Source organism: Streptomyces geranii, from assembly GCF_002954775.1.
Lineage (GTDB): Bacteria > Actinomycetota > Actinomycetes > Streptomycetales > Streptomycetaceae > Streptomyces > Streptomyces geranii.
The window spans coordinates 16,173-29,482 of record NZ_PJME01000052.1 but is presented as its reverse complement, the minus strand read 5'-3'; the positions used below and the strand labels follow the sequence as shown (position 1 = coordinate 29,482).

General features: G+C 70.3%; 11 protein-coding genes. 6 read left to right on the top strand and 5 right to left on the bottom strand.

All coding sequences use genetic code 11. From position 1 onward, the window contains the following. Window positions 1-8 precede the first annotated feature (8 nt). On the top strand, window positions 9-1,625 hold the full coding sequence (locus CW359_RS37175; RefSeq protein ID WP_105974634.1) for a glycerol-3-phosphate dehydrogenase/oxidase: 1,617 nt from the start codon (window positions 9-11) through the stop codon (window positions 1,623-1,625). A 103-nt stretch (window positions 1,626-1,728) separates the two neighbouring features. Here the strand turns inward: CW359_RS37175 and mtnK are convergent, their stop codons facing one another. The 4 genes from mtnK to CW359_RS37155 form a co-directional block, all read right to left on the bottom strand. After that, window positions 1,729-2,898, bottom strand: coding sequence for an S-methyl-5-thioribose kinase (gene mtnK, locus CW359_RS37170; protein ID WP_105974633.1), 1,170 nt, complete (start codon window positions 2,896-2,898; stop codon window positions 1,729-1,731). 11 nt (window positions 2,899-2,909) lie between these two features. Continuing rightward, window positions 2,910-3,956, bottom strand: coding sequence for an ABC transporter permease (locus tag CW359_RS37165; protein ID WP_105974632.1), 1,047 nt, complete (start codon window positions 3,954-3,956; stop codon window positions 2,910-2,912). A 169-nt stretch (window positions 3,957-4,125) separates the two neighbouring features. Continuing rightward, on the bottom strand, window positions 4,126-5,673 hold the full coding sequence (locus CW359_RS37160) for a sugar ABC transporter ATP-binding protein (protein ID WP_105974631.1): 1,548 nt from the start codon (window positions 5,671-5,673) through the stop codon (window positions 4,126-4,128). Continuing rightward, window positions 5,660-6,760 (bottom strand): substrate-binding domain-containing protein, encoded by a 1,101-nt coding sequence (locus CW359_RS37155; protein WP_105974630.1) that lies wholly within the window; start codon window positions 6,758-6,760, stop codon window positions 5,660-5,662. Before CW359_RS37155 ends, CW359_RS37160 begins: the two co-directional genes overlap by 14 nt. 544 nt (window positions 6,761-7,304) lie before the next feature. Here CW359_RS37155 and CW359_RS37150 point away from each other — a divergent pair. The 3 genes from CW359_RS37150 to mtnB are packed head-to-tail and all read left to right on the top strand — an operon-like array spanning window position 7,305 to window position 9,267. Then, a complete protein-coding gene (locus CW359_RS37150) occupies window positions 7,305-7,904 on the top strand; it encodes a 1,2-dihydroxy-3-keto-5-methylthiopentene dioxygenase (RefSeq protein WP_105974629.1) in 600 nt (199 codons plus the stop codon). Continuing rightward, window positions 7,901-8,662, top strand: a complete 762-nt coding sequence (gene mtnC, locus CW359_RS37145; RefSeq protein WP_198655525.1) for an acireductone synthase — start codon at window positions 7,901-7,903, stop codon at window positions 8,660-8,662. The genes CW359_RS37150 and mtnC overlap by 4 nt, the downstream gene beginning before the upstream one ends. Beyond that, window positions 8,659-9,267 (top strand): methylthioribulose 1-phosphate dehydratase, encoded by a 609-nt coding sequence (mtnB, locus tag CW359_RS37140; RefSeq protein ID WP_105974628.1) that lies wholly within the window; start codon window positions 8,659-8,661, stop codon window positions 9,265-9,267. The genes mtnC and mtnB overlap by 4 nt, the downstream gene beginning before the upstream one ends. Window positions 9,268-9,334: 67 nt before the next feature. Here mtnB and mtnA read toward each other — a convergent pair whose 3' ends face one another. Continuing rightward, window positions 9,335-10,375: an S-methyl-5-thioribose-1-phosphate isomerase gene (mtnA, locus tag CW359_RS37135; RefSeq protein ID WP_105974627.1), complete on the bottom strand. Its 1,041-nt coding sequence runs from the start codon at window positions 10,373-10,375 to the stop codon at window positions 9,335-9,337. 365 nt (window positions 10,376-10,740) lie between these two features. Here mtnA and CW359_RS37125 point away from each other — a divergent pair, with 365 nt between their 5' ends. Then, window positions 10,741-11,799: a BMP family ABC transporter substrate-binding protein gene (locus CW359_RS37125; RefSeq protein WP_105974626.1), complete on the top strand. Its 1,059-nt coding sequence runs from the start codon at window positions 10,741-10,743 to the stop codon at window positions 11,797-11,799. Beyond that, window positions 11,777-13,309, top strand: coding sequence for an ABC transporter ATP-binding protein (locus CW359_RS37120; protein ID WP_105974625.1), 1,533 nt, complete (start codon window positions 11,777-11,779; stop codon window positions 13,307-13,309). Before CW359_RS37125 ends, CW359_RS37120 begins: the two co-directional genes overlap by 23 nt. The last annotated feature ends 1 nt before the right edge of the window (window position 13,310 follow it).

Genomic DNA, 13,310 nt, shown 5'->3' with positions numbered 1-13,310 from the left:
AACCCCACATGACCAGTCAGTCCACCCTGCAGTCCGTGCCTGCCCTCGGTACGCACCCGGCCTCCGGCACGAACCCGAGCCGCGCCGAGACCCGGGAGCAGCTCTCCAAGGCGACGTACGACCTTCTCGTGATCGGCGGTGGCATCCTCGGCATCTCGACGGCCTGGCATGCCGCGCAGTCCGGGCTGCGGGTGGCCCTGGTCGACGCCGGCGACTTCGCCGGCGCCACCTCCTCCGCCTCCTCCAAGCTGCTCCACGGCGGTCTGCGCTATCTGCAGACCGGCGCGGTGAAGCTGGTGGCGGAGAACCACTTCGAGCGCCGCGCGGTGTCCAAGCAGGTGGCCCCCCACCTGGCGAACCCGCTCACCTTCTACCTCCCCGTGTACAAGGGCGGGCCGCACGGCGCGGCGAAGCTCGGGGCGGGCGTCTTCGCCTACTCCATGCTGTCGGCGTTCGGTGACGGCGTCGGCCACCTCCTGTCCCCGGCGAAGGCCGCGCAGGACGTGCCCGAGCTGCGCACCGAGAACCTCAAGGCCGTGGCCGTGTACGGCGACGGCCAGATGAACGACGCGCGGATGGCGCTGATGACGGTCCGGGCGGCCGTCGAGGCGGGCGCGGTCGTCCTCAACCACGCCGAGGTGTCCGGCCTGCGCTTCACCAAGGGCCGGGTCACCGGCGCCGACCTGCGCGACCGGCTCTCCGGCGACGACTTCGGCGTCAACGCGCGGCTCGTGCTCAACGCGACCGGCCCCTGGGTCGACCACCTCCGCCGCATGGAGGACGCCGGCGCGGCGCCCTCGATCCGGCTGTCGAAGGGCGCGCACCTGGTCCTGAAGCGGACCTCTCCGTGGAAGGCCGCGCTGGCCACCCCGATCGACAAGTACCGCATCACGTTCGCCCTGCCGTGGGAGGACATGCTCCTGCTCGGTACGACCGACGAGGAGTTCGAGGGCGACCCGGCGGATGTCGCGGTCACCGAGAAGGACACGGCGCAGATCCTCGACGAGGCCGCGTTCTCCGTACGCGACCAGCAGCTGTCCCGTGACAACATCACGTACTCCTTCGCGGGCCTGCGGGTGCTGCCGGGTGGCCCCGGTGACACGGCGAAGGCCAAGCGGGAGACGGTCGTGACCGAGGGCAGGGGCGGGATGCTGTCCGTCTCGGGCGGCAAGTGGACGACGTTCCGGCACATCGGCCGTACGGTGATGCAGAAGCTGGAGACGTTGCCGGGCCGTCCGCTGGGCGACGACTTCGAGCCCATCTCCGAGCTGCCGAAGCGGATGCCGTTGCCGGGGGTCGCCAACCCCCGTGCGGTCGCTCACCGGTTGCTGGTGGACGGGCCCGCGCCCGGGCCGCGGATGGCCGCGGACACGGCTCGGCATCTTGCCACGCACTACGGGTCGTTGGCGTTCGACATCGCTCGGCTCGCCAATGAGAACCCGGAGTTGGGTGAGCGGGTGCATGCGGATGCGCCGGAGATCTGGGCGCAGGTTGTTTATGCGCGGGACAATGAGTGGGCTGAGACTGTGGACGACGTGCTGCGTCGTCGGACCACGCTGACCATTCGGGGCTTGGCCACGGACGAGGTCCGGGGCAAGGTGCAGGACTTGCTTGACAAGAAGTAGGTGTACGGCGTTTTAGGGGCGGCTCCTTGTTTTGGGGAGCCGCCCCTTTGCGTTTGTGTTTGGCTGCGGGTGGGTGGGGCTTCTCGCGCAGTTCCCCGCGCCCCTAAAAGCTCTCCCCTACCGTCCCTACCTCGCTCGGGTTCTTCAACTCCTCGCGGTGGAGGATCAGTTGCCGTCCGATCAGCAGTGCTCGGCGGGATGCCGGGGCCGGGTTCGGCAAGGTGGTCAGGTCTGTCAGGTGGGCGAAGCCGATGATTCTGCGGATGATCTCTGTGCCCGCGTAGCCCACCGACTCCGTCCAGATCCTGCGGAGGAAGCGGTCGAGGTAGGCGTCGTCGAAGAAGGTGTCGGTCCTTGTCGGCCACAGGCGGCGGAATTCTGTCTCGAATGCCTGCCAGGAGAGGGACAGTTGGTCGGCGTGGTCGGTCAAGGTGCCCAATTCGCGGGCTCGTTGCTCCGAGACCAGGGCGTTGGCCCAGTAGAGGCCCAGGTCGTAGCCGATCGGGCCCACGAAGGAGAACTCGGGGTCGAAGACCCTTACCACCGGGGCGCCTTCGCGGTCGCCGACCATGACGCTGCCCGTGTGGAGGTCGCCGTGGAGGAGGGCCTGGGCGCTGGTCATGAAAGTGTGGCGCAGGTCGGCGACCTCTGTGCGGAGTGCGGTGTCCGCGCGGAACTCCGCCGCCAGGTCGGTCAAATCCGCGTGCCAGTGGTTGTGTTCGTGCTCGATGTACGGCTCGGCGAGGACCACGTCCTCGGTGATCTTGCACAGCTCCGGGCTGACCGAGGTGGCGATGAGCGCCTTGCGGTCTGCCGACGCCATGCCGAAGTCGCTGGTCGCGAAGGTCAGTTGGGCCACGAACTCGCCGATACGGGCCGAGGTGTGCGGGCCGTACGAGGCGCCCTCGTTGAGGAGGGTGCGCAGGACCTCCAGGTCCGACATGTCCTCCATGACGAGGGCGTAGTTCTCGGGGTCGTAGCCGTGGATCGCCGGGATCTTGTCCGGCGCCACCTTCGCGACCTGTTCGTACGCTCGCGCTTCGGCGTCCGCTCGTTCCGGGCTCATCGGCCAGGACGGGCCCGCCACCCGGACCCAGGGCAGTGCCTGCTTCACGGCCAGGCTGCGGGTGCCGTCGGCGGACCTGGCGAGGAACACGCGGTTCATGTTGCCGTCGGAGACCTCGCGGACCTGGATGTCCGCCAGGTCGGGCCAGTGGCCGCGCCCGTGCAGGTACGCGGGGATGTCGGCCGGCTCCAGGATGCGGTAGCCCATCGTGAACTTCCTTATGCGGTGCGGCGCTTGGACAGGGTGAAGCTGAAGATCAGGGCGAGGATCAGGACGGCGCCCTCGACCACGTCCTGCGTGTAGTACGGCAGACCCTTGATCGTCAGGCCCGTGGTGATGATGCCGATCAGGACCGCGCCCAGGGCGGTGCCCCAGACGTTCGGGCGGCCCCGGCCGAGGACGGACGTGCCGACCAGGGCGACGGCGACCGCTTCGAGGAGTTGGGAGGTGCCTGCGGATACGTCTCCCTGGCCGATGCGTGCGGCCAGGATGAGGCCGCCGATGGAGGCGAGGACGCCGGAGAGGACGTATGCCAGGGCCCGGTACGCGCCCACGCGGATGCCCGCCAGGCGGGAGGCCTCGGGGTTGGCGCCGATCGCGTACAGCACGCGGCCCCAGCGGGTGCGGGCCAGGAAGACCCAGGCGACGACCGTGAGCGCGCCGAAGATCACCACGGAGACGGGGATGCCGAGGATCGTGCCCCGGTCTATGCGCAGGAACCCCTCGGTGAACCTGCCGGGGGCCGTCGTGCCGTCGGACTGGGTCATGCCCGGGGTGATCGACTGGCCGTCGACCAGGATGAGTTTGGTGCCCTGGATGACGAACATGGTGCCCAGCGTGGCCAGCATGTCGGGGATCTTCAGCACCACGATGAGCAGGGCGTTGAGTAGGCCCGCGAGCGCGCCCGCCACGATCACCGCGATGATCGCGACGACTCCGACCTGGTTGTACGTGACCATCGTCTTCGCGGCGACGGTCACCCCGAGCCCGGCCACCGCGCCGACCGACATGTCCATCCCGCCCACGGCCATGGTGAGCGTGACCCCGAGGCCGAGGATCGCGGCGACGGAGACATAGCGCAGGGTGTCCAGGAGGGTCGCCGAGTCACGGAACGACGGCTCGCTCAGCGCGAAGTACGTGAACAGCGTGACGGTGACGAAGATGAACCCGTACTTGATGACCGCGTTCTGGATACGGGGACCTGCGGCGGCGAGCGTGGACGGGGTCGCTGTCTTCGCCGGGGCGGCGCTCTGGGTGGTGGTCATGAGGTGCTTCCTGGTGTGGCGGGGGCGGTGGGGCCGGCGTGGGGGTGAGCAGCGGGTTGGGCGGTTGTTCGGCTGCGGGCCGGTGGTGGCTGGTTGCGCAGTTCCCCGCGCCCACCAGCTACGCCGGGCAACGTCACCCCGCTACCCGCCACCCGCGGAGCGCCCCTCATCAAACCGACGCCGAGATCGTCTGGATGACCCGGTCGCGCTCCGCGTCCTCGCCGTACGCGTCGAGGTGGATCTCGCCGGCCGCCAGGACGACGACCCGGTCGGCGACCTCCAGGACCTCGTCGACGTCGGCGGACAGGACCAGGACCGCCGCCCCCTCCGCCGCCAGCGCACGCGCACGACGTCCGATGTCCCGCCGCGCACCGATGTCCACCCCTCGGAACGGCTCGTCCAGGATCAGGACACGCGGGCGCTCGGCGAGCCAGCGGCCGACGACGACCTTCTGCTGGTTGCCGCCGGACAGCTCCTCGACGGTGGAGTGCTCGTCGCGGGCCACGACACCCAGCGCCTCGATCGTCTCGCGGCCGAGGGCGTCCTCCTTCGAGCGGTTCACCAGCCCGGCCGTCGAGAGGGACTTGAGGAACGGGAGCGAGATGTTCTGGGCCAGCGACCAGCCGGGGACCAGGGCGTCCGCGTGCCGGTCCTCGGGGACCAGGTGGACGCCGGCCCGGATCGCGTCGGCGGGGCGGCGGGGCTCGTACGCCTTGCCGCCGAGTTCCACGGCTCCGGTGGTGAAGGGCTCCGCGCCGAAGAGGCCTCGGGCCAGCTCGGTCTTGCCCGCGCCCAACAGGCCTACGACGCCGGTGACTTCGCCCGCTCGCAGGTCCAGATCCTGAGGGGTACGGCCCTCCAGGAGCCGTACGCCACGAAGCGAGAGCAGGATCTCGCCCTGCGAGCCCTGCGCCCCCTGCTCTCCCGCGCGCTGCGGACGTGCCGTGGTCGCCTCCTGGGCCTGGGCGAGCATCGCGCGCAGGGCGCTGTCCCAGTCGAAGGGCTTGATCTGGTCCTCGGTGAGACGGCCGTCTCGCAGGACGACCAGGCGGTCGGCCAGCGCGTCGATCTCGCCGAGGCGGTGGGAGACGTAGAGGACCGCGATGCCGTCGTCGCGCATCTTCTCCACCAGCGCGAAGAGGCGTTCCGCCTCGGCGGCGGAGAGGGCCGAGGTCGGCTCGTCGAGGATGAGGAGCCGGGGGCGGGTGGCCAGGGCGCGGGCCAGGATCAGCAACTGGCGGTCGGAGATGCCGAGTTCGGTGACGTCCCGCTTGAGCAGGGCGTCGCTCCAGCCGAGGTCGAGGGCCGACTGGATCTCGCGGGCGCGCGCGAGCACGCGGCGCCCGTTGAGGAACGGGTTGCCGCGTGCCTGGGCCAGCTCCTCGAAGACCAGGTTCTCGGCGACCGTGAGGCCGGGCACGATGCCCTCGCCGATCCGCTGGTGCACTGTCTGGATGCCCAACTGCCGGGCGGCAAGGGGGGATTGGAGGGCGGCCGGGGAGCCGTTCACCGTCACCTCGCCGCCGTGGTCCGTGTGGACGCCTGACAGGATCTTGATGAGCGTGGACTTGCCGGCCCCGTTCGCACCGAGCAGCGCGACGACGCTGCCCGGTGCGATGTCCAGCGAGACGGACTCCAGGACCGTCTTGCCGCCGAAGGCCATGCTGACGTCCCGCAGACTCACCGCGGGTTCAACAGGCGCCTCAGTGGGCGACATTGGCGATCCAGTCCGCCGTGCTGACCTGGGAGAGGTTCAGCGCGGGCAGCGCGGCGCGCAGCTGGTCCATGTTCTGGATGTTCTTGCTCTTCAGGAAGTCCTGGGTGATGGCGACGGCCGGGAACTCGACCGAGGTCTTGTTCAGCTGACCGGCCAGCTCCAGGGCCGTCGTACGGACGACGGCCGCGCCGACGGCGGACGGGTCGGTGCCCGCGGTGGCGACCCAGGGGCTGTCGGCGGCCGTCATGTTCTGGATGTCGGCGTTGGAGACGTCCGCGCCGAACACCTTCACCTTGTCCTGGAGCTTCTTGTTCTGCACGGCGAGGACGGTGCCCTTGGCCAGCTCGTCGTAGGGGGCGAAGATGCCCGTCACGTCCGAGTGCTGGGTGAGCGCGGCGGAGACCAGGGGAACGTTGTCAGTGGCCGTGGAGTCGGTGACCTTGCCGACCTTGAAGGCCTGCTTCCAGCCGTTGGCGTCGACCGTCGACTTCCAGACACTGTCGCGCTTGTCGAGGGCCGCGTAGCCGGCGACGTTGACGTAGCCGACCTTGGCGTCCTTGCCGAGTTCCTTGCCCATCACGTCGAGGACGGCCTGGGCCATGCTCGCGTCGTCCTGCTTGGTGCTGATGACGCCCTTGGTCGTGGTCTCGACGTCGTAGACGACGACCTTGATGCCCTTCTTCACCGCCTTGTCGATCTCCGGCTGGATCGTCGAGGGGAAGCCGTGGTCGACGATGATCGCCTGCGCGCCGGAGTTGATCGCTGAGGACAGGTCGGTGGCCTGCTTGGCGTTGTCGGCCTGGGCGTCGTACACCGTCAGGTCGATGCCGAGGGCCTTGGCCTGCGCCTTCGCGCCGTTGCCCCACTGCTCGAAGTAGTCGCCGGCGCCGCTCTGGCGGACCAGCGCGACCTTGACCGCGCCCTTGCCGAAGGGGGCGGGCTTCGTGCCGGTGGCGGCGGACGCGGAGGCGGCGGTGTCACCCGCGGTGTCCGTGGAGGCGTTCGTCGACTGCGAGCAGCCCGCGAGGAACAGCGCCGAGACGGAGGCCAGCGAGAGCGCGGCGAGGGGCAGACGGGTGCGGGACATGCGGGACTCCAGGGGCAGGGGCAGTACGGGGTGTGGGTGTGCGGGGGGGAATGAGGATGAAGGGGGTGATGGCCGACGGGCGCCAAGGGGAGGCGACGTGGGGCGGAACGCGCGCCACGGCCGAGGGCGTCTCGGGTACTCCGGGTCAGGTCAGCGACAGCGGGCTGTGGTCGACCGGAGCAAGTCCACGTACAGCCGCCGCACGAGCAGCAGCGTCTTCATAGGGAGATCATGAGAACGTTTCCAGCCATTCGTCAAAGCCCTGGACAATTGATCTCACTATCTGGAACGCCGGATTCGTCACACTCTGCCGACCCGCCGGCGGGAGTTACCATCACGGAACCGGCACCCGACCCGGGACAGTGAGGCTCCGATGATGACGACACCCTGCGCGACAGCGGTACGACGCTGTACCGGCGCGCTGTGTCGCGGCTGTCGCGACTGACGACCGGCCCCGGCCCGCCTCCTTTCCCGTCCTGCGCCGCTCACCCCGGTTCTCGTTTCGCCGCCCTCCCCCCCCTCCGAGCCATCTGGAGTTGCTCCCATGACCCTGCTGACGACCTGGCCCGAGTCCGGCCCGGAGACCGTCGTTCGCCGTACGTCCGACCCGGCGGAGATCGCCGCCGCGCTGGCCCCGATCGGGGTGCGCTACGAGCAGTGGCCGATTCGCGAGGACGTCCCCGCGGACGCCGACAGCGACACCGTGTTCGCCGCGTACGGCCCGGAGATCGACAAGCTGAACGCCGAGGAGGGCTTCACCACGGTCGACGTCCTCGGGCTGCACCCGAGCGACGACCCGGGGTTCCCTGCAAAGGCGAAGGCGGCCCGCGAGAAGTTCCTCCAGGAGCACACTCACGACGACGATGACGAGGTCCGCTTCTTCGTCTCCGGGTCCGGCATCTTCTATCTGCACGTGAACGGCGAGGTCCACGCCGTGTACTGCGAGAAGGGCGACCTGCTGGGCGTGCCGCGCGGCACCACGCACTGGTTCGACATGGGCACCAGCCCGGCCTTCACCGCGATCCGCTTCTTCCACGAGGAGGACGGCTGGATCGGCAGCTTCACCGGCTCGACGATCGCCTCGCAGTTCCCGGACTACGACACGATCGACGCCGGGTACCAGCAGGACAGGGCCGCCGCGTGACCCTGCGGGACACGGAGAACAGCACGTACGACGTGGACGCCGTGGTGCTCGACATCGAGGGCACCACGAGCGCCACGGGCTTCGTCGTCGACGTGCTGTACCCGTACTCGCGCTCTCGTTTCGGAGCACTGCTCTCGGAGCGGAGCGGTGATCCGGAGGTGGCGCGTGCGGTGGCGCAGGTGCGCGAGCTGATCGGCGACCCGGACGCAGACGCCGTACTCGTCGAGAAGACCCTCAACACCTGGCTCGACGAGGACCGCAAGGCCACGCCCCTCAAGACCCTCCAGGGCGTCATCTGGTCCGAGGGCTTCGCCCGCGGCGACCTCGTCTCGCACTTCTACGACGACGTCCTGCCGCGGTTGCGCAGCTGGCACGCGGCGGGCCTCGCGTTGTACGTCTACTCCTCGGGGTCGGTGGCCGCGCAGCGCGCGTGGTTCGCCAGCACCCCGGAGGGCGACCTCACCTCGCTGGTCTCCGGTTTCTACGACACCGAGAACGCCGGCGCCAAGCAGGAGCCGGAGTCGTACGGCCGTATCGCCGCCGCGACCGGTCGTGAACCGTCCCGTCTCCTCTTCCTCTCCGACCGCCCCGGCGAACTGGACGCGGCCCTCGCGGCAGGCTGGCACGCCGTCGGGATCCGGCGACCCGGGGAGCCGTACTTCGAGCAGGGCGTCGGCGACCACGCGCAGGCGGGGACGTTCGACGGGATCAGCATCACCAGCACTACCGGTACCAGCAGTTCGAGGAGCACCACGTGACCGCCGACATCAGCACGCTCGACCTCGATGAGGCCGGGGCGGTACTCGCCGCCGAGTCCGCCCGGTTCGCCTCCTTCGGCTGGATGCGGGGCACCTCCGGGAACCTGTCCGTGGTCCTGACCCGCGATCCGCTGCTCCTCGCGGTCACCGCGAGCGGTCACGACAAGGGTGAACTGACGCCCGCCGATGTCGTGTTGGTCGACGCGCGGGGCGCGGCCGTGAACGGCGGCAAGCCGTCCGCCGAGGCCGAGCTGCACGCCCGGGTCGCCGCGCTGACCGGCGCCGGTGCGGTGGTGCACGTACACACCGTGGCGTCCGTGGCGATGGGCCGGCGTGAGCCGGGCGGGATCGTGTTCAAGGACATCGAGATGCTCAAGGGTGTCGGCCAGCCCGCGCACGACGTCGAGGTGACCCTGCCGGTCATCGCCAACAGCCAGGACATGAAGGTGCTCGGGGACCGCCTGGAGGCGGCTCGTGACCCCCGGATGCCGGCCGTGGTGGTCGCGGGGCACGGGCTGTATGTGTGGGGGGAGAATCCCCGCCAGGCCCGGCACCACACCGAAGTCGTCGAGTGGCTCCTGGAGTTGGAACTCTCGCCGCGCTGACGGCGCTCGCGGAGCAGCAGTGAGGGGTCCCCGGGAAACCGGGGACCCCTCACTGCTGCTCATTCGTCTACTTCAAGCGGTCGCCCGGGAGTTCGCCCGCCGAGACCTCCAACACGCCCCGCTCGGTGACCAGTCCGGTCACCAGCCGACCCGGTGTCACGTCGAACGCGGGATTGTGGCCACGCGACTCGGCGGGAGCCGTCCGTACGCCCGCCCACTCCAACACCTCGGCCTCGCCCCGGAGTTCGATGTGGATGTCGTCTCCGGTGGCCGTCGCCAGGTCGACCGTGGTCGTCGGTGCCGCCACCAGGAACGGGATTCCGGCGTCCGCGCAGGCCAGTGCGACCCCGACCGTGCCGACCTTGTTGGCGGTGTCGCCGTTGGCGGCGATCCGGTCGGCGCCGACGATCGCCGCGTCGACCTCGCCGCGCAGGATGGTGCCGGCGGCGGCCCCGTCCGCCTGGACGTAGTGCGGGATGCCCTCCTGGACCAACTCCCAGGCGGTCAGGCGTGATCCCTGGAGCAGCGGGCGCGTCTCGTCGGCGTACACGACCTCCAGCCGCCCGCGCGCGTGCAGTTCACGGATGACGCCGAGTGCCGTACCCCATCCGGCCGTTGCGAGTGCGCCGGTGTTGCAGTGGGTGAGGATGCGCAGCGGGCGATCACCGGCGCTGGCGGCAAGCTTCTTGAGCAGCCAGTCGGCGCCGTGCGCGCCCATCGCCCGGTTGGCCTCGACGTCTTCTCGCTGGACGGCGGCGGCCTCGTCGAGCACCGCCGCCAGGCCCTCCTCGAAGCGGGTCATGACCCGGTCCACGCACACCATCAGGTTGACGGCCGTCGGCCGGGCCTCGCGGATGCGGGCCACTGCCGCGCGCACCTGCTCCTCGGTCCAGCCCTCGCGCTCCCCTTCGATCAGCGCCAGCGCGACCCCGTACGCGCCCGCCGCGCCGATCGCGGGGGCGCCGCGTACGACGAGCCGCTGGATCGCGTCCACCAGGGTGTCCACATCGCGGACATCCACGGTCTCGTTGCGGTGCGGGAGCAGGGTCTGGTCGATGAGCGCGAGGCTGTTTCCGGTCCAGCCGACGGCGCACAGTTCCTGGGACATGGCGGGACGCTCCTGAAGTTCCGACGGTGCGCGACACCGTACATGACCTCGGAGAACCTCGAAGAACCACAGTTCGAGACAGCTGGACGGGTGGCCGAATTCCGGTGTTAGAGTCCAGGACCCGCATGCGTAAGGCCCAGGTGAAGGAGGACACGTGCTGCTCACGACGCGCCGTTTCCTCGACCACGGCCGGTGTGCGAGCGACGGCTGTCGACGCTGACCCGTCCCCCTCGGCGTCCCCGGTTCCGTCCCGCTTCCCCCCTCTCCCTCCTCTCCCCCACGCCCTCCCCACGCCTCCCCCGCTTTCCCTCCCGTGCTCAGCGCCGAGCGCGGGCTGTGCCTTACGTTCCTCCGGAAGGTCCCCGATGTCTCGCAGATCCCGTCGTACGCTCCCGCTCGCCGCCATGTCCGTGCTGCTCGTCGCCGGTGCGACCGCCTGCAACGCCGCCGCGAAGGACGACGCGTCCGCCGACAGCAGTGCTTCGGCCGGGGGCAAGTCGTTCACGCTGGTCACGCCGGACGCCGTCGGGCAGAACGAGTTCCTCAAGCTGGCTGTCACCGGTGTCGAGGCCGCCGCGAAGGCGCACGACGGGACCTCGAAGGTGTTCCAGTCCACGGACACCGCGTCTCAGCAGCAGAACGTGCAGGCGGCCGTGGACGCGGCGCCGGACGTCGTCGTACTGGTCGGCTTCGAGTTCGCGGACCTGGTCGCGCAGCAGGCCGCCGCGCACCCCAAGCAGCAGTTCCTGATGATCGACGCGTGCACCACGAAGGCGTTCGACAACGTCAGCTGCGAGGTCTTCCGTGAGCACGAGGGTGTCTTCCTCGCGGGCGCCGAGGCCGGGCTGCTGACCAAGAGCGGCAAGGTCGGCGCGGTGGACGTGCTGGACACGCCCGTGTTCCGGCGCTTCAGCGACCCGTTCGCGGCCGGTGCCCAGCATGTGGCCCCGAAGACCAAGACCGGTACGCGCTTCGTCGGCGGCCAGTCCCCGTTCGACGACTCGGCGCGCGCCAAGGAACAGGCGAACGACCTGCTGTCCGACGGCTACGACCAGCTGATGGCGGCTGCGGCGGCCGGCAACTACGGCGTGTTCGAGGCGGCCAAGGCCAAGGGCGCGTTCGCGTACGGCGTGGACGTCAACCAGTGCCCCTCGGCGCCCGGCACGGTCGTCGACAATGTGATCAAGCGCACGGACGTCGCCGTGGAGAAGGGCATCGAGCAGGTCCTCGGCGGCCAGACGGGCACGACCACCTCGTACGGACTGAAGGAGAGCGGCATCAGCCTCACCGGGCTGGAGAAGGGCGTCGACTCGTCCCAGTGCGTGATCGCGAAGCACCCCGACGTCCTGAAGAAGGTCACGGCGCTGCGCGACCAGATCGTGTCCGGAGAGCTGACGGTCGATGACCCCGCCGCCGCCAGCTGACATGCGGGAGGCTGCGGTCGAGCTGCGGGGAATCACCAAGCGGTTCCCCGGCACGCTCGCCAACGACGCCGTCGACCTCACCGTCTCACGGGGTGAGATCCACGCGCTGATGGGCGAGAACGGCGCCGGCAAGTCGACGCTGATGTCCGTCCTGTACGGAATGGAGCGTCCGGATGCCGGGACGGTCCACGTCGACGGCCGCGAGGTCACCTTCTCCGACCCCGGCGACGCGATGGCCGCCGGGCTCGGCATGGTCCACCAGAGCTTCAAGCTGTTCGACTCGCTGACGGTCGCCGAAAATGTGGTGTACGCCGCCGAGCCGCGCCGTTTCGGTCTGGTGGACCGGGGCGCGGCCCGCCGCCGGGTCCGAGAGCTGGCCGAGGAGCACGGGCTGGCGGTCGATCCGGACGCCCTGGTCGGCGACCTGCCCGTGGGGCTGCGCCAACGCGTCGAGATCCTCAAGCTGCTGCACCGGGGCGCCCGGACGCTGATCCTCGACGAACCGACCGCCGTCCTCACCCCGGCCGAGGCGGACGCCCTGTTCGCGGTCCTCAAGTCCCTTGCCGCACAAGGCCGTACGGTCATCCTGGTCACGCACAAGCTCCGCGAGGTCCTCGAAGGCAGCGACAACGTCACGGTGTTGCGGGACGGCCGGGTCGTCGCCCGGCTGGTCACCGCAGAGACGTCCGCCGCCGACATCGCCGCCGCGATGACCGGCCGCGCGGTGGAGCTGGACCGCGTCCACGCCTCCGGCACCCCGGGCGCCACCGTCCTCGACGTCACCGACCTTGCCACGGACGGCGTACGGGGAGTCCAACTCGCCGTCCGCGCAGGGGAGATCGTCGGTATCGCGGGCGTCGCGGGCAACGGCCAGAGCGAGCTGGTGGAGGCCCTGGCCGGGCTCCGTCCGGTGACCGCCGGCCGGGTCGCGCTGCTCGGCGACGACATCACCCACGCCTCGGCGACCGAACGCCGCGCCCGGGGCCTCGCGTACGTCCCCGAGGACCGGCACGCCGTCGGTACGGCGCCTGCCGCGTCGGTCGCGGACAACCTCGCGATGGGCCACCACCGTACGTCGCTGTCCTCGCGCGGGTTGCTGCCGCCGACGGCCGTACGGGGTCACGCGCAACGCCTGATCGAACGCTTCGGCATCAAGGCGTCCTCCCCGGAGGTGCCCGCGTCCTCGCTGTCCGGCGGCAATCTCCAGAAGCTGCTCATCGGGCGCGAACTCGCCCACGACGCACCCCTGTTGCTCGTCGAGCAGCCGACGCGCGGCGTCGACATCGGCGCCGTCCAGAACATCCACGACCAGCTGATCGCCTACCGCGACGCGGGCCACGCCGTGCTGCTCGTCTCGGCCGAGCTGAGCGAGATCCGGGGGCTCGCGGACCGGGTCCTGGTGATGTACGAGGGCCGCGTGACGGCGTCGTACGACAAGGCCGAGGCGGACGAGCGGACGCTGGGGCTCGCGATGGCGGGCGGGCCCGCGCCGACGGAGGTCAGGGACTGAC

Bases quoted from the DNA above. Each gene is read 5' to 3' on its own strand.
- CW359_RS37120 (WP_105974625.1), top strand. From the start codon at position 11,777: ATGACCCCGCCGCCGCCAGCTGACATGCGGGAGGCTGCGGTCGAGCTG.
- mtnA (WP_105974627.1), bottom strand. From the start codon at position 10,375: ATGTCCCAGGAACTGTGCGCCGTCGGCTGGACCGGAAACAGCCTCGCG.
- CW359_RS37175 (WP_105974634.1), top strand. From the start codon at position 9: ATGACCAGTCAGTCCACCCTGCAGTCCGTGCCTGCCCTCGGTACGCAC.
- CW359_RS37165 (WP_105974632.1), bottom strand. From the start codon at position 3,956: ATGACCACCACCCAGAGCGCCGCCCCGGCGAAGACAGCGACCCCGTCC.
- mtnK (WP_105974633.1), bottom strand. From the start codon at position 2,898: ATGGGCTACCGCATCCTGGAGCCGGCCGACATCCCCGCGTACCTGCAC.
- CW359_RS37125 (WP_105974626.1), top strand. From the start codon at position 10,741: ATGTCTCGCAGATCCCGTCGTACGCTCCCGCTCGCCGCCATGTCCGTG.
- CW359_RS37160 (WP_105974631.1), bottom strand. From the start codon at position 5,673: ATGTCGCCCACTGAGGCGCCTGTTGAACCCGCGGTGAGTCTGCGGGAC.
- CW359_RS37150 (WP_105974629.1), top strand. From the start codon at position 7,305: ATGACCCTGCTGACGACCTGGCCCGAGTCCGGCCCGGAGACCGTCGTT.
- CW359_RS37155 (WP_105974630.1), bottom strand. From the start codon at position 6,760: ATGTCCCGCACCCGTCTGCCCCTCGCCGCGCTCTCGCTGGCCTCCGTC.